Source organism: Devosia riboflavina (genome assembly GCF_000743575.1).
Lineage (GTDB): Bacteria > Pseudomonadota > Alphaproteobacteria > Rhizobiales > Devosiaceae > Devosia > Devosia riboflavina.
Window position 1 is genome coordinate 47354 of the sequence record NZ_JQGC01000035.1, and the last position, 18916, is coordinate 66269.

Below are 18916 nucleotides of genomic sequence, written 5' to 3' on the forward strand. Positions count from 1 at the left end.
TCTCACGACTATCCTTTGCGGGGGCATTATGGCGACGGAAGCGGAAGTTGGCGGTGAAGCGCCAGCCAAGAAGGGCATAAACAAGCTCTTCATCATCATTGGTGCTGCGGTTGTCGTAGTCCTCTTGGCCGGTGCCGGCCTATTCTTCTTCATGTCCTCGGGTAGCTCTGCTCCGGCGGCTACGGAGGGGCATGGCGCGACTGCCGAGGCCGGCGCAGCCGGCGAGCACGGGGCAGGGGCTCCCGATACCTTCATCTTCAATCTCGAACCGATGATGGTGAATCTGCAGAGCGTCGACGGCGTCCAGAACTACATGAAGCTCACGGTGGCGCTCGAAGTGGCCGATGAGGCCATGATGACCGAGATCCAGCCGCGGCTTGCCAAGGTCATCGACGCCTTCCAGGTCTATATGCGCGAATTGCGCAAGTCCGACCTCGAGGGCTCGGCCGGCGTCTATCGTCTCAAGGAAGAACTGCTGCGCCGCGTCAATCTCGCGGTCTACCCGGCGCGCATCGAAAGCATTCTCTTCAAGGAAATCCTGGTGCAGTGATGGCTGGTCCTTCCGATCAAGACAAACTCTCGGAAGACTGGGGCCTCGATACCATCGACGCCGCGAGCTCTTCCTTCGATATCCCGGGCGAGGATGGCGGCGAAGAAGACTGGGCCGCCATGCTCAAGGCCAGCCAGGATGCTGCTGCCGATGGCGGCGTGGATCGTGTGCTCAATCAGGACGAGATCGACAATCTCCTCGGCTTCGATGCGGCCACGGCAAGCAATGTCGAGCTGAGCGGCGTCCAGGCGCTCATCAACAATGCGCTCGTCAGCTACGAGCGTCTGCCGATGCTCGAAATCGTCTTCGACCGCCTCGTGCGTCTGGCGACGACTTCGCTGCGCAACTTTACCTCCGACAACGTGGAAGTCTCGCTCGACTCCATCTCGTCGGTGCGCTTCGGCGACTATCTCAATTCCATCCCGCTGCCGGCCATTCTTTCGGTCATCAAGGCCGAGGAATGGGAGAATTACGGCCTCCTCACCGTCGACTCCAACCTCATCTATTCGATGATCGACGTGCTTCTGGGTGGTCGCCGCAGCGGCGTTACCGTGCGCATCGAGGGCCGTCCCTATACGACCATCGAGCAGGCGCTGGCCCAGCGTCTCATCGAAGTGATCCTCGAAGACACTAAGCGTGCCTTCGAGCCGGTCACCCAGATCAATTTCAAGCTCGAGCGCATGGAAACCAATCCGCGCTTCGCAGCCATCTCCCGGCCGAACAATGCCGCGATCCTGATCGAACTTCGCATCGAAATGGACGATCGCGGCGGCAAGGTCGAAATCCTTCTGCCCTACGCCACCATCGAACCCATCCGCGAACAGCTCCTGCAGATGTTCATGGGTGAAAAGTTCGGCCGCGACCCGATCTGGGAAGGGCACCTGGCGACGGAAATCTACCAGGCCGACGTCGAGATCGACGCGGTCCTGCATGAACAGGAACTGCCGCTGTCGCGCCTTCTGGCGCTCAATGTCGGTGACACTGTGATGTTCGAGCGTTCGCCGAGCGATCCGGTGCTGCTGCGCTGCGGCGATGTCGAGCTGACCGAGGCCGTCATGGGCCATATCGGAAATTACGTTTCAGTGCGGGTCACCCGCCCCCTCAATCCGCCCAAGGTCACAATGGCGGCATTCGAGGCGATTGATGAATCTATGGAAGGTCGATGATGTTGGGCTTGTCGATGGGATTGTTCATTGAAGCTGCGGTTGCGGTGCTCATGGCGCTTACCCTGGGCTATTGCGTTATTCTCAACCGCCGCCTGGCACACCTGCATGCCGACCGGGAGGCGCTCAAGCTGATGGTCGGCGATCTGGTGACGGCGACAAACCTTGCCAACCAGGCCATCAAGGAGCTCAAGGCCACCGCCGTCGAAGCGGACATGACCCTGAGTTCGCGCCTCGAAGAAGCTGAGCGTTTCGGCATCGAACTGGCAAACCACGTCAATGCCGGCGCTGCCATGATGCAGCGCATCGTGCGCCTCACCAATGTTGCCCGCCAGCATCCCGTGCTGGCAACGCCCACCCAGGCCGCCGAACAGGCCGACCGCATGGATGGCAAGCAGCCCAACAAGGTCCGTGCCGCGCTCGAACAGCTTACGACGCGCGTCAGTAATCGTGGAGTTGCCGCGTGAACCGGATCCGCCTGCTTCCTGTCGTTATCCTGATGGTGGCAGCCCTGCTCGTCCTCAAGACGGTGGGCCTGGTCACCCAGGGACACTACGCTCTCTCGGGCGTCACGCCGGCCATGGCGGCCGGCGGTGGTGGTGGCGAAGCTGCGGGCGGCCATGGTGGCGGCGCCGCGGCGCCCGCCGCGATCACAACGCTGCAGCAACCGACGCTTTCGGATGCCGCTCCAACCATGGGTGACACCGCTCCCACGCTCGGCGAGCAGGCCGCAGCCGAGGCTGGCGGTCACGGCGCTCCGCCCGCTGCCGAAGCGGGTCACGGGGCGCCTCCCGCGCCCGAAGGCGAGCATGCTGCCGCCCCGGCCACCGAAGGCGAAACGGTGCAGGTTGCCGAAGCCAATGTCGAGGGCGTTCCCGCCGGCGGCGAGCATGGCGGCAGCAATAGCGTTGCCGACTTCAACGCCTGCGCACCGCGTCCCGTCGGTGAAGTCGAAGGTGGCCAGCTCACGGTCGTGCCGGGCGATTGCCCGCCGCAGGCCGATGCCGTGCCGCAATTGTCGACGCCCACCGGCAATGTCGATATCGGCGGCTCCGACCCGACGCTCACCGAGCAGGTTCTGCTCGATCGCCTCGCCGCACGCCGCACCGAGCTCGAAACCTATGAGCAGGAACTTGCCCTGCGTGCCTCGCTCATCGATGCGGCTGAAAAGCGCGCCAATGAACGCACCGCGACGCTGGAAGCCCTTGAAGCGCAGATCGCGACCCTGGTCGAAGAGCGCAAGAAGCTCGAAGAAGAGCAGTTCACCGCCATCGTCTCCATGTATCAGACGATGAAGCCCAAGGACGCGGCCGGCATCTTCAACCAGCTCGAGATCGATATCCTGGTGCGCGTCGCCAAGATGATGTCGCCGCGCAAGATGGCGCCGATTCTCGCCGCCATGGACACGGTCCGGGCCCAGGAACTGACGGTGCGACTCGCCTCCGAGACTTCGGAGAATCCCGAAGAGATGCAGGCGGCCGATCTCGCAGCCTTGCCGCAGATCGTCGGCCAGTAAGCAACCCTGAAGCCCGCAACCTTGAAATTGCGGGCTTTTTTCCTGCCTGACGCCAAATTTTCGTCGCCGCGGAGGCTCTTCCACCCCCTCCGCGTAATCGGACGTTAAGCATGCCCGATTAGGTTTGTGCCTAGTCTTTATGTCGTTGGTCTTTTCCGCGTGCGCGGGGTTGCCAGCACTGCGTCGGGCAGGTGGAAGTCGTGAAAATGACCAGCAAACCGGGTTGGCTACGGCCACGCAATATTCTTGCTGCGGCCTTGCTGTCGGTCAGCCTGATGTCTGTTTCGCTCGCCATGGCCCAGGAGCAGGCGCAGTTCTTCGCCACCCAGGAAGAAGGCTACGGCCGTCTCGTCGTCAGTTTTCCGGATCGCGACACCATGCCTGCCTATGCCATGCGCATGAGCAATGGCGTGCTCTCGCTCGAATTCCAGGAGCCGATCTCGCTCGTCCTGCCTGACGTCGCCTCGATCATGCCCGAATATCTGTCCGTGGCGCGGCTCGATCCGGCCGGCACCGGCCTCCGCATCGGCCTCCGCACCACGCTCAATTTCAACCGCACCGAAGCGGGCACCAAACTCTTCATCGATCTCCTGCCGCCCGATTGGCAGGGTTCGCCGCCGCCGCTGCCGCAGGACGTGCTCGATGAAATGGCCGAGAAGGCCCAGCGTATCGCGCTGCGTGACGACCAGCGGCGCAAGGCGCAGGTCGTGGCCGAACAGAACCCGATCGCCAGCCTCCGCATCGGCCGCAATCCGACCTTCATGCGCCTGCAGTTCGACTGGACCATTCCAACGGGCGGCACCTTCGACTTCTCTGGCGAGCAAGGACGCATCGATTTCGAATGGCCAGTCAATATCGACCTGCGCGAATTGCTGACCGATCTGCCGTCCGAAATCGTCTCGGCGAAAAATTCGGTCACCCTTGATGGCAGCGCCGTCGAAATGAAGTTCGGCCGCGGCGTCGTGCCGCGATTCTATTCGACCGGTCCCAACCAATATGTCCTCGATATCGACATAGCGGGCGAGGGGCTCCCTGAATTTTCCGCCGCCGCACTGGCGTCCGAAGCACCGGCCAGCGCCCCTGCCGCCGAAGGCCAGCAGCCGGGCGTCGTGGTTGCAGGCAGCGATCTGACCACCACCGATCCCGAAAAGATCACCCCGTTCGTTACGACGCTGGGCAGCACCGTCCGCGTCGTCTTCCCCTTCGTGCAGGAAACGCCCTCGGCGATTTTCCGGCGCGGCGACTCGGTCTGGCTGGTCTTTGACACGCACAGCGCCATCCAGCTCCCCGAAGAGCTCGAAAAGCTCTCCGACATTTCGAGCGAATTCGTCGTCACCACCATTGACGATGCGCAGGTCGTCCGCATCGATCTCTCGCAGGATCGGCTCGCCACCATCGGTTCGGAAGGCCAGGCTTGGGTTCTTTCGCTCGGTGACGTCATGATGGCGCCGACCGAACCCATGGAACTGACCCGCCGCCGCGATATGCGCGGCGATTTCGAGATGACCGCGAATATGGTCCGTCCCGGCCGCGTCCATGATTTCCAGGATCCGCTGGTCGGCGACCATCTCAGCGTCATCACCGCCTATCCGCCGGCCCGCGGCATTACCCGTTCGCTCGACTATGTGGATTTCTCCGCCCTGCAGAGCGTCCACGGTCTCGTTATCCGTCCCAAAGCCGACAATCTCGAAGTCGCTCTCGAAAACGCCCTCGCCGTCATCACGGCGGACGAGGGGCTGGAAGTGTCGTCCACCGACACGCTCCGACAGGACCTGCCGTCCTCTGCCCCCAGCCAGCGCGCCAGCTTCATCGATTTCGATCCCTTGCAGCAGCCCGATTTCGCGCTCTTTGCCAAGCAGCGCGACGAGCTGGAAGCGACCGCCGCGGCCAGCGATGGCCGCGCCCGCGATACGGCACGCCTAGACCTTGCCAATTTCTTCATCGCCAACGGTCTTTCCCACGAAGCGCTCGGTATTCTTCGGGTGATCGGGGAAACCCAGCGCAATGAAGAAGTGCTCAACAAGGTCCAGATGAGCGAAGCCGTCGCCAATATCATGGCCGGCCGCCCCAAGGATGCGCTGATGCGCCTTAATGGGTCCGACATGGACCAGGACATCGACGCGATGTTCTGGCGCGCCATTGCCCGCTCGCAGAATGGCGACTATGCCGGCGCCCGCGCCGACGCCACCCAGGCCTATTCCATCATCGACAGCTACCCGTCCTGGGCGCGTGAAAAGTTCCTGCTGGCCGCCACCCGCGCGGCCGTCGAGGAGCACTATGCCGATCAGGCCCAGGAAATGATCGGCGACGTCGTCTTTGCCGCGCTCAATCCCGATCAGGTTGCCGAATTCAGCCTGCTCTCCGGCCGCATTGCCGAGGAGCAGGGCCGTCTCGATGCCGCCATCGATATGTATGGCCAGGCCATCGCCACCGAAGTCCGTCCGGCCCGCGCCGAGGCGGTCTACCGCACCCTCGGCATTCTCGATAAGCAGAAGCGGCTCGATGTGGTACGCGGCGCCCAGACCCTTGCCGCCGAAGCGCTGCTGTGGCGCGGCGACGCCCTCGGCGCCGATATGCAGGGCATGCTGGCCGACCTCTATTTCCGCACCGGCGAATATCGCCAGGGTTTCGAATCGGTCATGGCCGCCGTCGCCAGCGATCCGGAAAGCCGCGACGTGCAGGCCCTGAGCGATCACGCCCAGCGCATGTTCAACGATCTCTTCCTCAATGGTCTCGCCGATTCCATCGATCCGATCGCCGCGCTCGGCATCTATTACGATTTCCGTCAGTTGACCCCGCCCGGTGCTCGCGGCGACGAAATGATCCGCAACCTGGCGCGGCGCCTCGTGCGCGTCGACCTGCTGCCGCAAGCGGCCGAACTCTTGCAATACCAGCTCGACAACCGCCTGCGCGGCGTTGCCCGCACCGAAGTCGCCTCCGACCTTGCGGTCATCTACCTTGCCGAGCACAAGCCGGCCGAAGCCATGCGCGTGCTCAACGACACGCGCCTGCCTGATCTGTCGGGCACGCTCGCCCGCCAGCGCCGTATTCTCGAAGCCCGGGCTCTCCTCGACGGTGGCCGCGACCAGCTCGCGCTCGACCTCGTGCGCGAGCTCACCGGCCAGGATGTCGAGCTCATGCGCATCGACGCCCATTGGCAGGCCAAGCGCTACGCCCAGGCTGGCCAGTTCATCGAAGAGCTTTATGGCGCAACGCCGGCCGGCGTGCCGCTCACCAAGGCCGCCCGCATGGGCATCCTGCAAGCCGGCGTCGGCTACGCTCTGTCCAACGACGCAGCGGGCCTGGCGCGCCTCCGCTCCAAATATTCCGACGCCATGGTCAATTCGCCTGAATGGCCGATGTTCGACTATGTCACCGGCCCGATCGAAGTCACCAGCACCCAGTTCCGCCAGGTCGCCCAACAGATCGCCGCCGTCGATGGCCTCGAAACCTTCCTCGCCGCCTATCGCGACGTCTACGAAAGCCAGGGCGCCTTGACGCCGATTTCGGCGACCGAAGAAGACGGCGGGTCGGTTGCTTCGCTCAGCGAATAGGGCAAGGCGTCGCCAAGATCGCACGAACCGCTTCAGCCCGCCGGCAGGCAAACCTTGCAGCTTGCCTTGTCGAGTTGAGGAAGCCGAAGCAGGAATGCCTGGGCCTCAATGATCGTGCCGAAGGAGGACCAGACGGCTTCGCCACCGGCAACGGCGGGTTTGCGCTTCATTCCGGTTCCGCCATTGCAGTAGATGCAGTCCCGATGATGCAGCGTTGCTCGTCCGCCTCCGCGTGAGGCATGGACCCAGAAGGCATTTGCAGGGTAGTTCTCGATCACGACATACCCTCGATGAGCCCATTCAACACTGGCATTCCTGTCGCGGCGAATGACTTGCGTCAGCCGTTCCGGGCCGGACTAGAAGGGCGAGTCCGCCCGGGCGGCGCTATGCCGATCCTGCAGGATGGACGCTTCCAATGCTCCGGCGCTAACCGGCATTGCTTCAATCCGCCCAGGATAGGTCAGCAGGATGGTCAGCGATGATCGGCTGGCCGCCCATACCACATCGATCTGCTCTTCCTCGACCATCACCTCGAAGGTGCCGGGAGCATGTGGTTCGTCCATGCCCGGCAACTGGAAGGGAAACCGATACGTCACCAATCGTTTAGCGGGCTGGGTGATCATTGCCGGTCTCCGTGCCATGCAATGTTGGCCGAAGTGGCAGGCTTGGTCGCGCGGCTTCGCGGGCAAAGCGCGGATATGTCGCTTCGCTCGATGCCGATGTCACCAGAATCACGCGGCCATGTCGTATGAAGGGGAGCAAGGTACCCATCAAAGCGCCGCCTCCGGGCGGCCGAGCGGATAGCTCTCCGCTTGATAGAGTTCAAGAATTTCGCCGCCGTTGAAGCGTTGCTCGTTCACTTCCAGCATGGCACCTTTCAGCAACGTCGACGGCATGTCTTCGATGGCGAAGCGCACGGCCTCGGCGGCGTTGCCGAAGCGTCTATAGCCAACGGTCACGGAACCGCGGTAGCCCCGGCTCGGGAAAAGCTCCGCGGCGGCAGAATAGTCGAACCCATTGGTCATCGTGCGGCCTTCCGATTTGATTGCATTGAATAGCGGTCATCGCCCAGCGCTCGGGGCCGGGTCGGAACGTTCGCAAAATTCAGTGGATCGCCAAGCAACCGGCTACGCCGGATTGATCAGGTAGCATTGGACGCCGAAAACGTACCGTCCACTCTACGGCCTCTAATGCGCCCTATTCAAGGCAGCAGCAGCGTTTATCGAGCCGCATGGGCGACATTCCAGCCATAGGACAATGGCCCTGCCTTTTTTTGTCGGTCCGGGAAGCGCCATTTGCATGAGTGAGGTGGTCAGCGGGTCGTCCGATGCTCAGTCTCGAATGCCGCAACTCTGACGAGGTGATTTCATGTTTGGCGATCGAAATGCCAATGATCCTTTGGACAATATCGCTCATTTCGCGCAGGAGCGGCGGCTGGCGCGCGCGCGTTGGCCATTTCTCAGCGAACGCGACCTGAGAGAGGTCAACACGGTGAAGCAACTCGCCGCCATTGTTCATGCGAGAACGAGTCTATCCCCTGCGGACGCCGATGCGGAAGTTGAGGAGTGGCTGACGGGCCATGACGTCCGGGTCGCACGGTCGGGGCTGCGAAGCTGAGCGTTTCTGCAAGCGCGCCTCGTCGCCCTAAAGCGCGTCGCGATCCTTCGGATTCGCTCCGTGCGCTTTAGTTCCTTGTTTTTACGCATGTCTTTGTCCCGAAACCGGCGACCACTTTCGGGAGACATGCTCTAGCTCGAAAAACTTCGCACCAGCGAGCCGACGACCAGATACCAGCCGTCCACGAGCACGAAGAAGATCAGCTTGAAGGGCAGGGAGATCACCACCGGCGGCAGCATCATCATACCCATGCTCATGAGCACCGACGCGACGACCATGTCGATGATGACAAACGGCAAAAATAACAAAAATCCGATTTCGAAGGCGCGGCGCAGTTCGGAGATCAGGAAGGCCGGAACAAGAAGCTGCAGCGGAATGGCTTCCGGTTCGGCCGGGATTTCCGCCTCGGTCAGGTCGTAGAACAGCGACAGGTCCTGCTCGCGCACATTGGCGCGCATGAAGGCATGGAGCGGCGCCACGGTCGGCTCAAAGGCCTCGGAAATCTCGATTTCCCCGGCGAGCAGCGGCGCAATGCCGTTGTTGTAGCTCTGCTCCAGCGTCGGCTGCATGATGAAGAATGTGAGGAACAGTGCCAGCGAGATCATCACCGAGTTCGGCGGCGCGGTCTGCAGGCCGATGGCCGTACGCAGCAAAGACAGCACGACGACAATGCGCGTAAAGCTCGTCACCATCACGAGGATGGATGGCGCCAGCGACAGGATCGTGAGCAGGCCGATGAGCTGGATGGCGCGCTCGGCAAGGGCCGTGTCGTCGCCAAAACCGATGGAGAGTTCCTGGGCCTGGGCAACGCCCATGCCAACCAGCGTCAGGCCCGCCGCGATGGCAAGACCGATCAGGGCGCGCTTCTTGAGGCGCGCCCGCGCAGCACTAGTTTCGGTTGCTCTCGCCCTGCGCTTCGTGATCACGCGTTACGCTTTCGTTAACCGCTCGTCCTGCGTCCTCTGTAGCTGAGTCGGTCGCGGGCGCGGGCGAAATGTCCGGCTTATACCCGGCTGGCAGCGTGTCCTGCGTGGAAACGGGGCGCAGCAGGCCTGTGTGGCGCAGCGAGCGGCCCGGCGCCTGTTCGCGCGCCTTGTTGGCCTCGCGGGCGCGGTCGATGGCCGCGCCCGGGCCGGCGACGGTGGTCACAACAGCCGCTGCGGGTTTCGGCTGGGCGACCGGCACATCATTATTGGCCTTGCGGCCGATCATCGGCACGGGGCGGCGCGTCGTCTGTGCTGCCGGCGGTTCTGGAGGAACGATGCCGGCTTCGACCACCAGGTCCTGGGCGCCGCCGGTCAAAATAAGGTGTTCGACATTATCGCGCCGCACGATCAGCAATTGCCGCTTCTGATCGACCACGAGGCTGTCAACGATGGCGAGGCGCTTGTTGCGGCCGCGTACGCCATTGCTCGATACGCGAAACAGCAGCTTGAGCAGCCATACGCCCAGAAGGATCAGGACGATGACGGCGCCAAGGGCGAAGAGTGCGGTCAGGTAGGTATTGCCGCTTCCGCCGAAGAGGCTGGTGATGAACTGCACTGATTCCAACTCCTAAGCATGCCCCCCGAAAGTGGTCGCCGGTTTCGGGGCGAGGCATGCGTAACAACAAAAGACTAAGGCGTGGAGAGCGAATCGAAGATCGCGAGGCGCCTTAGAGTGGCCATCCCGACTCTGTCGGGCATTTTCTGCCCAGTCAAATCAGGCAATCATGCAGAATGCGAGGCATTTTAGGACAGCATAGCCTCACTATTAACGCTTCTTTAACCCTGATTAGGCAGGTTTTGCCCATCTGACTTGGACTCAGGAGTAGTCGCGATGGGGTTGCTGGACATGCCGGTCTTTTCGGCGCTGACGGACAAGATGCGCTGGCATCAGGCCCGTCAGGGTCTATTGGCCGAAAACGTCGCCAACGCTGACAATCCTGGTTTCAAGGGCCGGGATCTGAAGCAGTACAATTTCGAGGACCGTTTCAGCGTCGTACAGGCGCCGGTTGTCAGCACTGCGACGACTCAGCCCAGGCACTTTTCGACCTCTATCGGCGGCGGCACAAGTTTCACCGACGACAAGATGGTCAATTTCGAGATCACGCCGAAGGGAAACGGCATCACCCTCGAAGACGAGATGATGAAGGTCACGACCAATATGATGGACTATCAGGCCGCGACCTCCCTCTACCAGAAATCGGTCAAGATCCTGAAGACCGCACTCGGCAAGACCGCTTAAGAAAGGGCCTGATCCATGGATTTCAATACTTCTATCGGCATCGCCGCCACGGGCCTGCACGCACAGTCGGCCCGCATGCGCGTCATCGCTGAAAACATTGCCAACGCCGACTCCACGGCGACGACGCCGGGCGGCGAACCCTATCGCCGCCGCGTTCCCACCTTCGAAACGGTGATGAACAACGAGCTTGGCGGCCGCGTCGTTACCATGGGCAAGCTGGCCTATGATCAGAGCGACTTCAACAATCGCTACGAGCCCGGCCATCCGGCCGCCGATGAGAATGGTTATGTTCAATACCCCAACGTCAACACACTGATCGAGACGATGGACATGCGCGAGGCCCAGCGCAGCTATGAGGCCAATCTCAACGTGGTTTCCGTAACCCGCCAGATGCTCGGGCAGACGCTCGACATTCTCCGCGGCTAACGGTTCTGGGGGCAATCATCATGGCGTCAACACCCTTCAATATTGCAGCAGCGGCCTATGGCAATGCCAGCCGCCTCGCTTCGCAGGTTTCCCGCCCCGAGGCGGAGGCCGTCATCGCCGGCGTGGCCGGTGGTCCCAATTTCGCGCAGATGCTGGCCCAGTCGGTCCAGTCTGTGACCGAAAGCGGTCGCGCTGCCGATCCCACCGCCATCGCCACGCTCAGCGATGCCGCAACCCGCATGCTGACCCAGGCCTCGATGCCCGGCGCGCAACTCGGCACAAATCCGGGCAATGGCGGCAATGACTTTGCTGCCATGCTGGCCCAGTCGGTGCAGGGCGTCGTCGATCAGGGCCGCCAGTCGGACCAGATGGCCATCGACATGGTCAATGGCAAGGCGAACGTGGTCGACATGGTCACCGCCATGTCCCAGACCGAATTTGCGATCGACAGCATCGTGACAATCCGCGACCGCGTGATCCAGTCCTATGAATCGATCATGAGCATGCCGATCTAAGGCCCTCTGCGCTAGATCGCACTTGCTCCACTCTCGATTGTCACCTCGGCGAAGGCCGGGTCCCATCTTGAGATCTAGGGATGGACCCCGGCCGGAGTTTATCTTCGGGCGCGAAGCGACCCGGGGGCCGGGGTGACACCGGCTGGCAGGCGTGGCGTGTTTGCAAGCGCTGCCACATATGCACGGCGAATACTGTGTCGTGTGGCATAGAATTCGCAGCTCATTCAGGAATCAGTTACCATTTGCGGGTGACCGCATGGGAAATTGAGTCGTGACCGGCGCTGAAGTCCTCGACATTGCCAATCAGGGTATCTGGACGCTGATCATCGTGTCCCTGCCGATGATGCTTGTCGGCCTTGTCGTCGGCGTCGTCATCGCCCTCTTTCAGGCCCTGACGCAAATCCAGGAACAAACCCTGGTCTTCGTTCCCAAGATCATCGCCATCTTCGTCACCATGTTGCTGACGCTGCCGTTTCTCGGCGCCACCATGTCGGCCTATATGACGCGGGTTGTCGATATGATCATCGTCGGCGGCTGATGTTTACGCTCAACCTCGACTGGGCGCCCGCGGCGGCCTTTACCTATCTCATCCTCTTCGCCCGCATCGGCGCCATGCTGATGCTGATGCCCGCGCTCGGCGAAGACACGATCCCGATGCGGCTGCGCCTTGCTTTCGGGCTCACCTTTACCTTCGTGCTCTATCCCTTGCTCTCCAGCATCATGCCGCCCATGCCACAGGATATTCCGGGCATGGTGGCGCTGCTGTTCCATGAGCTGGCCGTTGGCCTCATCATCGGCGGCATCGTGCGCATCACCACCATGGCGACGCAGATCGCCGGCGCCGTCGTCGCCTTCCAGGCCGGCCTTTCCGGCGCCATGGCGGCCGACCCGACCCAGCAGGGTATGCAGAGCGCGGTTTTTACGAGCTTCCTGTCCTTTCTCGGCATCACGCTGATCTTCGCTACTGATCTCCATCACATGGCGCTGGCAGCAATCTACGATAGCTATGACGTGTTTTCGCCGACAATGCCGATCATGTCGGAAGACGCCATGCAACTGGCGCTGAAAACGGTCGCGGGCGCCTTTTCGGTGGGCGTGCAGATGTCCGCGCCCTTCATCGTCTTCGGCCTCGTCTTCAACCTCGGGGCCGGCATTCTCTCGCGCCTGATGCCCCAGTTGCAGGTCTATTTCATCCTCATGCCCGCCAATATCCTGGCCGGGCTGGTTCTGTTTGCTCTTTTGCTCATGATGATGATGGGGTGGTATCTCTCCGCCTTCGAAAATCATCTGGCTATGTGGCGGGGGTAGTCGATGTCCGACGACGCACCGGAGCAGGACAGCAAAACAGAAGATCCTTCCCAAAAGAAGCTCGAGGAAGCCCACAAGAAAGGCGACGTCGCCAAGAGCCAGGAGGTCACCACCTGGTTCATGCTGATCGGCACGACCATCGTGTTCGCCTCCATGGCGCCCTGGGTCTCGACGCAGATCAGCAATCCCTTGCAGATCATCATGATGAATGCCGATCGCTTCGATGTCGAAGGCTCGGGTTTTTCGGCCTTCTTCAATGGCCTTGCTTTTTCCATGATCGGCGCCGTGCTGGCGCCGCTGGCCGTCCTCTATATCTGCGGCGTTCTCGCCAATCTCGTGCAGCACCGCCCGCTGTTCTCGGCCGAGCCGATCACGCCGAAATTTTCCAAGATTTCCCCGCTCGCCGGCGCCAAGCGCCTCTTTTCGAGCGAAGCGCTGGTCAATTTCGGCAAGGGCCTTCTCAAGATCGCCGTGGTCGGCATTGTCGTCGTCATGGTGGTCTGGCCCGAGCGCGACCGCCTCGACACCATGATGACGGCCGACCCCATCATCATCCTGATGGATTTCCAGGAGCTTGGCGTAAAGATCCTCACGGCCGTGCTCATCGTCGTGACCTTCATCGCCGCCGCCGACTATTTTTACACCCGCCAGAAATGGTGGAAGCGGCAGATGATGACGGTTCAGGAAACGCGCGAAGAATATAAGCAGATGGAAGGCGATCCGCATGTGAAGGGCCGCATCCGCCAGTTGCGCCAGGAGCGCGCCCGCAAGCGCATGATGCAGGCCGTGCCCGACGCCACCGTGGTCGTCACCAATCCGACGCACTATGCCGTCGCCCTCAAATACGACAAGGGCATGGGCGCGCCCAAATGCGTCGCCAAGGGCGCCGACGCCGTGGCCCTGCGCATCCGTACCGTCGCCAAGGAAAACGACGTCCCGATCATCGAAAACCCGCCGCTGGCCCGTGCGCTCTTTGCCGCGGTCGATGTCGACGAGGACATTCCCGCCGATCACTACAAGGCCGTCGCCGAAATCATCGGCTTCGTCATGCGCCTCAAGCATGGCCAGAGCTGGAAGGCGCGGGGGTAGGGCCGTCTCATGGATTTCATGAAGCTCCTCAAATCAATCGAGGAACTGCTCTACGAACTCGTGAGCTGGGTCATTTTCTATCCGCTGACCCTCTGGCGCATCATTCGCGATCCCCTTGGTTCGCTGGCCTATGCCGAGCGCGAACTTCAGGATCCGGAGGAGCAGCAATATGACGACGCAGTCAGCCCGCCGATCCTTCTGCTGATCTCCCTCGGTGTCCTCCATGTGCTGGGCACATTCATCACGCCGCCCACGATGCCGGAAACGACGGGCCTTCTCGCCGACGTGCGCAATCTCCTCGCCTTTCGCGCCATTGCCTTCAGCTTCTTCCCGCTGACCTTTGGCCTGGTGGTCCTTACTGCCCGGCGCGCCCGCATCACGCGCTCGACCTTCAAGCCAGCCTTTTACAGCCAGTGCTACGCCACCGTGCCTTTCGTCGTATCGATCAGCATTGGGTTCAGCCTCGCCGCCTGGGTGGAGCAATCGCTGGCCGCCTTCTTCTGGGGTCTGGCCGTGCTTTCTCTGGGTCTTGTCTGGTACGGCATTGTTCAGACGCGCTGGCTGGCGATGAGCGCGAAAATCCGCAAGCGTTGGGCCGGATTGATCGTGCTCGGCGCCTTGCTCTTTGCCATACCGTTCTTCTTCCTCGTCGCGGCAGTCATCGGCTACGCGATGTCCACGGGCCAGGTGCTCTAGCTCCGCTGCCGGCCTAGCCCTCGACGCCCACGGGCAGGTGGCCGAGCGCAAAACTCGTCAGGAACAGCGTCCAGTCGTTGACGATATGGGCGATCGAGGACACCCAGAGATTGCGGGTGGCGAGATAAGCGAGCGTGAGAATGATCCGCGCCGTACCGATGATGCCGAGGCACTGGACGACATTCCAGTCATAGGTCGGCAGATGCATGGCCGAGAACCACAGCGTCGACACCACCACGGCAATCACGAGGCCCGCGCGCCGCGATAGTCCGAACTTGCTCACGCAAAGCCACAACACAGCCAGCAGCGGCAGAATGGAAACGGCTTCTTCCCCGATCAACTGGACAAAAGTCCGCGCCAGAAACAGCAGCAAATCCACCGGGCCGTAGCTCGCAAGACCCGCCACTGCCGCGTTGGGCGAGGCCCCATAGAGCGTCGCGACGGCAAAGCCGGCAATGCCGGAAACGATTACCGTCAGCACGCCGAAGCCGATGCCAATGCCGAACTGTTTCAAATCCAGCGGCCGGAAGATCGCCGGCGGGCGCCAACCGGTCACCGCCATCAGCGTCAGCAGCGGCAAGCCCATAAAGACCACGGCCGGTACGAAGATGAGCGGAACGGTATCGAACGGCGCCAGAATGAGCTGAAAAAACGCTACGATCACCGAAGCAATCACCAGCAGCCAGCCCCGGCCATCAATCGCCACCGGCACGCCTGCATAATAGGGAAGGTCGATCTTCGCGCTCATATCCATGCCCCAGGCCACGAGGCATGTAAGCGCGGCGCCGAAATATTGGCAAGCAGATCAAGAGGTAAGGCCAGATCGCCTGAGCCGGTCCAGCACAAAATCCGCCCGCTCGGCCACCGAAATTTTCGGCAGTTCCACCACCTCATATCCCAGTGCCGGATAGTCCCGCAGCAGCCGCTCATATTCGACGATGGCCGCCTCCAGCCCATGCTGCCGTTCCGCGTCCTGCCGATAGATTTCCGGCCAGGGCGGCGTCAAAAACACCGTCGGGTTGAATCGCCACTCGTCCCCATAGCGCCGCAATACCGGCTCACCGGTCATCTCGCCCAATCCCGAAGCCGCATCGAGCAGCCCGCGGTCGAAGAAAACCAGGCCGGGCAGGGCGCGCGCCCGCTCCAGATCTTCCAGCGACAGCGCGATAGCCCTAAGCAGAAATGCCTCGGCGTCGACCCAGGGCAGGGCCGTGCCATCCCCCGCCAGTTCCGACGCCACAATGCGCCGGCCCGGCTCTTCGATCACCGAAAAGCCGCGGCGCGAGAGTTCTTCAAGCAGCGTTGATTTCCCGCCGCCCGAACAGCCTGAAATGATGATGAAGCGGTCTATTTTCGGTCTCCTTGAGTAAGATTACGGGGTGCAAGTCGCCTTTGGGCTGGTCTCGCCGTGTGAAAAACCGCCTTCGCACTCCCATGGCGGCGACCCATTTGATAGACCAGTAGGAGTGTCCCGAATCGGGGCAGGTTGGGGACCGGCCGGCATCGAGTTGATTGCGGATTGGTCCCAGCGCTGGAGTTTTTCGACCCATGGCAACGACCCCGCTCGGCGAGGACAATTATCCCGATCCGCTGGTTGCCTCGCCTCGGGGTGGAGCCGGCCTTTGGCGCGTGGCTGCGCTTGGCCTCGTCATCATCGGCGCCGCCGCCGCTTTTGCCCTCTTCGGCGATCGTCTGCCGCAGGAAGTGGTGATGGTCTTTGTCGGCCTGCTTGCTGTCGCCGGGGTGTTTTTCCTCTTCGGCCTCGCCGCCGGGCTCTTTCGCTTCGCCGCGTCCGAAGAACGCCGGACCATTGCGCGCGCCCTGGTCGACACGGTCGGCCGCGGCATCGTCGTTGCCGATCGCGATGGCAAGATCGCCTATGCCAATGCCCATTATGGCACGTTTGCCGGCGCACTCAACAATGGCGTGCCCGTCAGCGTCCCTCGCCTCTTTTCCGGCCAGGCCGACGCCGGCGAAGCCATGTACCGCCTGACCCGCGCCGCCAAGGATGGCCGTAATGCCATCGAGGATATCCGCATCGTCGGCGGCCTCGGCGGCTCCCAGACCGAGACCAACCGCGCCTTCTGGTATCGCGTCGCCGTGCGCCCGCTGCCGCAGACCGATGAAACCAGCAAGCCGGTCGTCGGCTGGACCGTCGAAGACATCACGCGCGACCGCGAAAGCAACGAGACCGCCTTCCTCGACCTGCAGCGGGCCATCGATTATCTCGATCATTCCCCGGCCGGTTTCTTCTCCGCCGATGCCCAGGGCCGCATTCAATATCTCAATTCGACCCTGGCCGATTGGCTGGGCTATGACCTCGCCGAATTCAATGCCGGCCAATTGAGCCTCGGCGATGTGGTGCGCGGCGATGGCGCGACCCTGCTCATGCGCGGCCGCCGCGATGGCGAGATCACCACCGAAATCATCGATATCGACCTCGTGCGCCGCAATGGCACGGCGCTGCCGGTGCGTCTCCTCCATCGCGCTGCCCGCCTCGCCGATGGTGAATTGGGCGAAACCCGCACCCTCGTACTCGATCGCTCAAGCGCCCCCGAAAACGAGGAAGAACTGCGCGCCGCCGAAGTCCGCTTCTCGCGCTTCTTCAACGATACGCCCTTTGCCATCGCCACGCTCGACGGCGAAGGCCGCATCGTGCGCACCAATGCCCCCTTCGGCCGCATCTTCCGCTGGTCCGGCGAGGAAAAGAGCCTCGAACTCCAGCCCCTGCACGACCTTATCGGCGAAGGCAGCCGCGAAAAGCTCGCCAAAGCCCTGTCCGACGCCACAGCCCAGCGCACCGAAGTCGAACCCGTCGACGCCCAGCTCAGCGTCGAAGGCGACAGCGCCGTCCGTCTTTATATTTCCGCCTCCGAGGTCAGCGCCGGCTCGCCCGAGCAGGTCAATGTCTATGCCCTCGACATGACCGACCAGCGCAAACTCGAAGCCCAGTTCGCCCAGAGCCAGAAGATGCAGGCCGTCGGTCAGCTCGCCGGCGGGGTGGCGCACGATTTCAACAATCTGCTCACCGCCATCATCGGCTTCTCCGATCTCCTGCTCCTCAAGCACAAGCCCGGCGATCCGTCCTTCTCCGAGCTCATGCAGATCAAGCAGAACGCCAATCGCGCTGCGGGCCTGACCCGCCAGCTCCTGGCCTTCTCGCGCCGCCAGACCCTGCGCCCGCAGGTGCTTGAGCTGCCGCTGATTGTCGACGACCTGACGGTGCTGTTGAAGCGCATGATCGGCGAAAAGAACCAGCTTTCGGTCGAACACGGGCGCAATATCTGGCCGATCCGCGCCGACGTGGTGCAGCTCGAGCAGGTGGTCATCAACCTCGTCGTCAACGCTCGTGACGCCATGCCCGATGGCGGCTCGATCACCGTGCGCACCAGCAATGTCACCGAAGACGAGGCCCGCGACTTCAAGTTCGAAGGCATGGTCCCGGCCGACTACGTCCTGATCGATGTCGAAGACACTGGCACCGGCATGTCGCCTGAAATCATGGCCAAGATTTTCGAGCCCTTCTTCACCACCAAGGAACTGGGCAAGGGCACCGGCCTCGGCCTCTCCACCGTCTATGGTATCGTCAAGCAGACCGAAGGCTTCATCTATCCGGTCTCGACCGTCGGCGTCGGCACCACTTTCAAGATCTTCCTGCCGCGCTACGTCCCGACCGCCGAAGAGGTTGCCGCCAAGACCGCTGCCGCCTCCGCCCCGGCGAAGGACCTTACCGGCCACGAACGCATCCTGCTTGTCGAAGACGAGGAAAGCGTCAGGGCCTTCTCAGCCCGCGCCCTGCGCACCACCGGCTACGAAGTGTTTGAAGCTGATGGCGGCGAAGAAGCCCTCGAAGTGCTTGAGGACCTCGATTACGAAGTTGACCTCATCATTTCCGACGTGGTCATGCCCGAAATGGACGGCCCGACCATGCTTAAGGCAATTCGCGACAAGATGACGAACCTCAAAATCATCTTCGTCTCCGGCTATGCCGAAGAGAGCGTGCGCCGCGACATCGAAGACGACCAGAGCGTCGACTTCCTGCCAAAACCCTATTCGCTCGACCAGATCAATTCCAAGGTCAAGGAAGTGCTCCAGCGCCAGGACAAGCTGGACGGCTAGGGCAGGGCGGCTTCTGCGGAGCCTCGATGCTCCTCCCTCCGTCGTCATTGCCGGGCTCGTCCCGGCAATCCATCTCTCCTCCGCATAGACCACCGGGACAAGCAACCGTGGATCAGTTTGCAAAAGCTAAGTCGGTT

Annotated in this window: 21 protein-coding genes; 14 read left to right on the forward strand and 7 right to left on the reverse strand. The window is 62.1% G+C overall.

Features of this window, described 5'->3' with window-relative positions; genetic code table 11:
- Nucleotides 1–28: 28 nt before the first annotated feature.
- The 5 genes from JP75_RS23815 to JP75_RS23835 all read left to right on the forward strand — a co-directional run bounded on the left by JP75_RS23815 (nt 29) and on the right by JP75_RS23835 (nt 6783).
- On the forward strand, nt 29–550 hold the full coding sequence (locus JP75_RS23815; protein ID WP_035087506.1) for a flagellar basal body-associated FliL family protein: 522 nt from the start codon (nt 29–31) through the stop codon (nt 548–550).
- Complete coding sequence (gene fliM / locus JP75_RS23820) at nt 550–1716, forward strand: flagellar motor switch protein FliM (RefSeq protein ID WP_035087507.1); 1167 nt, start codon at nt 550–552, stop codon at nt 1714–1716. The genes JP75_RS23815 and fliM overlap by 1 nt, the downstream gene beginning before the upstream one ends.
- Nucleotides 1717–1730: 14 nt before the next feature.
- Complete coding sequence (locus JP75_RS23825) at nt 1731–2180, forward strand: DUF6468 domain-containing protein (RefSeq protein ID WP_152565972.1); 450 nt, start codon at nt 1731–1733, stop codon at nt 2178–2180.
- A complete protein-coding gene (locus tag JP75_RS25630) occupies nt 2177–3229 on the forward strand; it encodes a MotE family protein (protein ID WP_051961309.1) in 1053 nt (350 codons plus the stop codon). Before JP75_RS23825 ends, JP75_RS25630 begins: the two co-directional genes overlap by 4 nt.
- Before the next feature lie 206 nt (nt 3230–3435).
- On the forward strand, nt 3436–6783 hold the full coding sequence (locus JP75_RS23835; RefSeq protein WP_035087508.1) for a tetratricopeptide repeat protein: 3348 nt from the start codon (nt 3436–3438) through the stop codon (nt 6781–6783).
- 32 nt (nt 6784–6815) lie between these two features.
- Here the strand turns inward: JP75_RS23835 and JP75_RS26705 are convergent, their stop codons facing one another.
- The 3 genes from JP75_RS26705 to JP75_RS23845 form a co-directional block, all read right to left on the reverse strand.
- The gene (locus JP75_RS26705; RefSeq protein ID WP_160194777.1) at nt 6816–6953 is read right to left on the reverse strand and encodes a hypothetical protein; all 138 of its coding nucleotides are present in this window, start codon (nt 6951–6953) and stop codon (nt 6816–6818) included.
- A 186-nt stretch (nt 6954–7139) separates the two neighbouring features.
- Nucleotides 7140–7406, reverse strand: a complete 267-nt coding sequence (locus tag JP75_RS23840) for a hypothetical protein (protein ID WP_035087509.1) — start codon at nt 7404–7406, stop codon at nt 7140–7142.
- A 147-nt stretch (nt 7407–7553) separates the two neighbouring features.
- A complete protein-coding gene (locus tag JP75_RS23845; RefSeq protein WP_035087510.1) occupies nt 7554–7808 on the reverse strand; it encodes a hypothetical protein in 255 nt (84 codons plus the stop codon).
- Between the two features lie 343 nt (nt 7809–8151).
- On the opposite strand from JP75_RS23845, the gene JP75_RS23850 reads away from it, so the two are divergent.
- Entirely contained in the window at nt 8152–8400 is a 249-nt protein-coding gene (locus JP75_RS23850; protein ID WP_035087511.1) for a hypothetical protein, read from the forward strand.
- Nucleotides 8401–8531: 131 nt separating this feature from the next.
- On the opposite strand, the gene fliP is transcribed toward JP75_RS23850, so the two are convergent.
- Together fliP and JP75_RS23860 are read right to left on the reverse strand one after the other, a co-directional pair.
- The gene (gene fliP, locus JP75_RS23855) at nt 8532–9215 is read right to left on the reverse strand and encodes a flagellar type III secretion system pore protein FliP (RefSeq protein ID WP_051961313.1); all 684 of its coding nucleotides are present in this window, start codon (nt 9213–9215) and stop codon (nt 8532–8534) included.
- 73 nt (nt 9216–9288) lie between these two features.
- Complete coding sequence (locus tag JP75_RS23860; protein WP_035087512.1) at nt 9289–9942, reverse strand: flagellar biosynthetic protein FliO; 654 nt, start codon at nt 9940–9942, stop codon at nt 9289–9291.
- A gap of 276 nt (nt 9943–10218) precedes the next feature.
- Between JP75_RS23860 and JP75_RS23865 the strand changes: the two genes are divergently transcribed.
- From JP75_RS23865 to JP75_RS23895, 7 genes are all read left to right on the forward strand, one after another.
- Complete coding sequence (locus JP75_RS23865; protein ID WP_035087513.1) at nt 10219–10626, forward strand: flagellar basal body rod protein FlgB; 408 nt, start codon at nt 10219–10221, stop codon at nt 10624–10626.
- A 15-nt stretch (nt 10627–10641) separates the two neighbouring features.
- The gene (gene flgC, locus JP75_RS23870; protein ID WP_035087514.1) at nt 10642–11052 is read left to right on the forward strand and encodes a flagellar basal body rod protein FlgC; all 411 of its coding nucleotides are present in this window, start codon (nt 10642–10644) and stop codon (nt 11050–11052) included.
- Between the two features lie 20 nt (nt 11053–11072).
- The gene (fliE, locus tag JP75_RS27150; protein WP_244446396.1) at nt 11073–11567 is read left to right on the forward strand and encodes a flagellar hook-basal body complex protein FliE; all 495 of its coding nucleotides are present in this window, start codon (nt 11073–11075) and stop codon (nt 11565–11567) included.
- 271 nt (nt 11568–11838) lie between these two features.
- Nucleotides 11839–12105: a flagellar biosynthesis protein FliQ gene (gene fliQ, locus JP75_RS23880; RefSeq protein ID WP_035087516.1), complete on the forward strand. Its 267-nt coding sequence runs from the start codon at nt 11839–11841 to the stop codon at nt 12103–12105.
- Entirely contained in the window at nt 12105–12875 is a 771-nt protein-coding gene (fliR, locus tag JP75_RS23885; RefSeq protein WP_035087517.1) for a flagellar biosynthetic protein FliR, read from the forward strand. The genes fliQ and fliR overlap by 1 nt, the downstream gene beginning before the upstream one ends.
- 3 nt (nt 12876–12878) lie before the next feature.
- Complete coding sequence (flhB, locus tag JP75_RS23890; RefSeq protein ID WP_035087519.1) at nt 12879–13964, forward strand: flagellar biosynthesis protein FlhB; 1086 nt, start codon at nt 12879–12881, stop codon at nt 13962–13964.
- Nucleotides 13965–13973: 9 nt separating this feature from the next.
- Nucleotides 13974–14660 (forward strand): hypothetical protein, encoded by a 687-nt coding sequence (locus tag JP75_RS23895; RefSeq protein ID WP_035087520.1) that lies wholly within the window; start codon nt 13974–13976, stop codon nt 14658–14660.
- A gap of 13 nt (nt 14661–14673) precedes the next feature.
- On the opposite strand, the gene JP75_RS23900 is transcribed toward JP75_RS23895, so the two are convergent.
- Together JP75_RS23900 and JP75_RS23905 are read right to left on the reverse strand one after the other, a co-directional pair.
- On the reverse strand, nt 14674–15408 hold the full coding sequence (locus JP75_RS23900) for a CPBP family intramembrane glutamic endopeptidase (protein WP_035087522.1): 735 nt from the start codon (nt 15406–15408) through the stop codon (nt 14674–14676).
- A gap of 57 nt (nt 15409–15465) precedes the next feature.
- Complete coding sequence (locus JP75_RS23905) at nt 15466–16011, reverse strand: AAA family ATPase (RefSeq protein ID WP_035087524.1); 546 nt, start codon at nt 16009–16011, stop codon at nt 15466–15468.
- 197 nt (nt 16012–16208) lie between these two features.
- Between JP75_RS23905 and cckA the strand changes: the two genes are divergently transcribed.
- Nucleotides 16209–18779: a cell cycle histidine kinase CckA gene (gene cckA, locus JP75_RS23910; protein WP_035087526.1), complete on the forward strand. Its 2571-nt coding sequence runs from the start codon at nt 16209–16211 to the stop codon at nt 18777–18779.
- Nucleotides 18780–18916 lie beyond the last annotated feature (137 nt).

Excerpts from the sequence above, each read along its gene's own strand:
- flhB (WP_035087519.1), top strand. The coding sequence starts at position 12,879 with ATGTCCGACGACGCACCGGAGCAGGACAGCAAAACAGAAGATCCTTCC.
- JP75_RS23850 (WP_035087511.1), top strand. The coding sequence starts at position 8,152 with ATGTTTGGCGATCGAAATGCCAATGATCCTTTGGACAATATCGCTCAT.
- fliE (WP_244446396.1), top strand. The coding sequence starts at position 11,073 with ATGGCGTCAACACCCTTCAATATTGCAGCAGCGGCCTATGGCAATGCC.
- fliR (WP_035087517.1), top strand. The coding sequence starts at position 12,105 with ATGTTTACGCTCAACCTCGACTGGGCGCCCGCGGCGGCCTTTACCTAT.
- JP75_RS23840 (WP_035087509.1), bottom strand. The coding sequence starts at position 7,406 with ATGATCACCCAGCCCGCTAAACGATTGGTGACGTATCGGTTTCCCTTC.
- JP75_RS23865 (WP_035087513.1), top strand. The coding sequence starts at position 10,219 with ATGGGGTTGCTGGACATGCCGGTCTTTTCGGCGCTGACGGACAAGATG.
- JP75_RS23900 (WP_035087522.1), bottom strand. The coding sequence starts at position 15,408 with ATGAGCGCGAAGATCGACCTTCCCTATTATGCAGGCGTGCCGGTGGCG.
- JP75_RS23825 (WP_152565972.1), top strand. The coding sequence starts at position 1,731 with ATGGGATTGTTCATTGAAGCTGCGGTTGCGGTGCTCATGGCGCTTACC.
- fliM (WP_035087507.1), top strand. The coding sequence starts at position 550 with ATGGCTGGTCCTTCCGATCAAGACAAACTCTCGGAAGACTGGGGCCTC.
- JP75_RS26705 (WP_160194777.1), bottom strand. The coding sequence starts at position 6,953 with ATGAAGCGCAAACCCGCCGTTGCCGGTGGCGAAGCCGTCTGGTCCTCC.
- cckA (WP_035087526.1), top strand. The coding sequence starts at position 16,209 with ATGGCAACGACCCCGCTCGGCGAGGACAATTATCCCGATCCGCTGGTT.
- flgC (WP_035087514.1), top strand. The coding sequence starts at position 10,642 with ATGGATTTCAATACTTCTATCGGCATCGCCGCCACGGGCCTGCACGCA.
- fliP (WP_051961313.1), bottom strand. The coding sequence starts at position 9,215 with ATGGGCGTTGCCCAGGCCCAGGAACTCTCCATCGGTTTTGGCGACGAC.
- JP75_RS23895 (WP_035087520.1), top strand. The coding sequence starts at position 13,974 with ATGGATTTCATGAAGCTCCTCAAATCAATCGAGGAACTGCTCTACGAA.
- JP75_RS23835 (WP_035087508.1), top strand. The coding sequence starts at position 3,436 with ATGACCAGCAAACCGGGTTGGCTACGGCCACGCAATATTCTTGCTGCG.
- JP75_RS23815 (WP_035087506.1), top strand. The coding sequence starts at position 29 with ATGGCGACGGAAGCGGAAGTTGGCGGTGAAGCGCCAGCCAAGAAGGGC.
- JP75_RS23845 (WP_035087510.1), bottom strand. The coding sequence starts at position 7,808 with ATGACCAATGGGTTCGACTATTCTGCCGCCGCGGAGCTTTTCCCGAGC.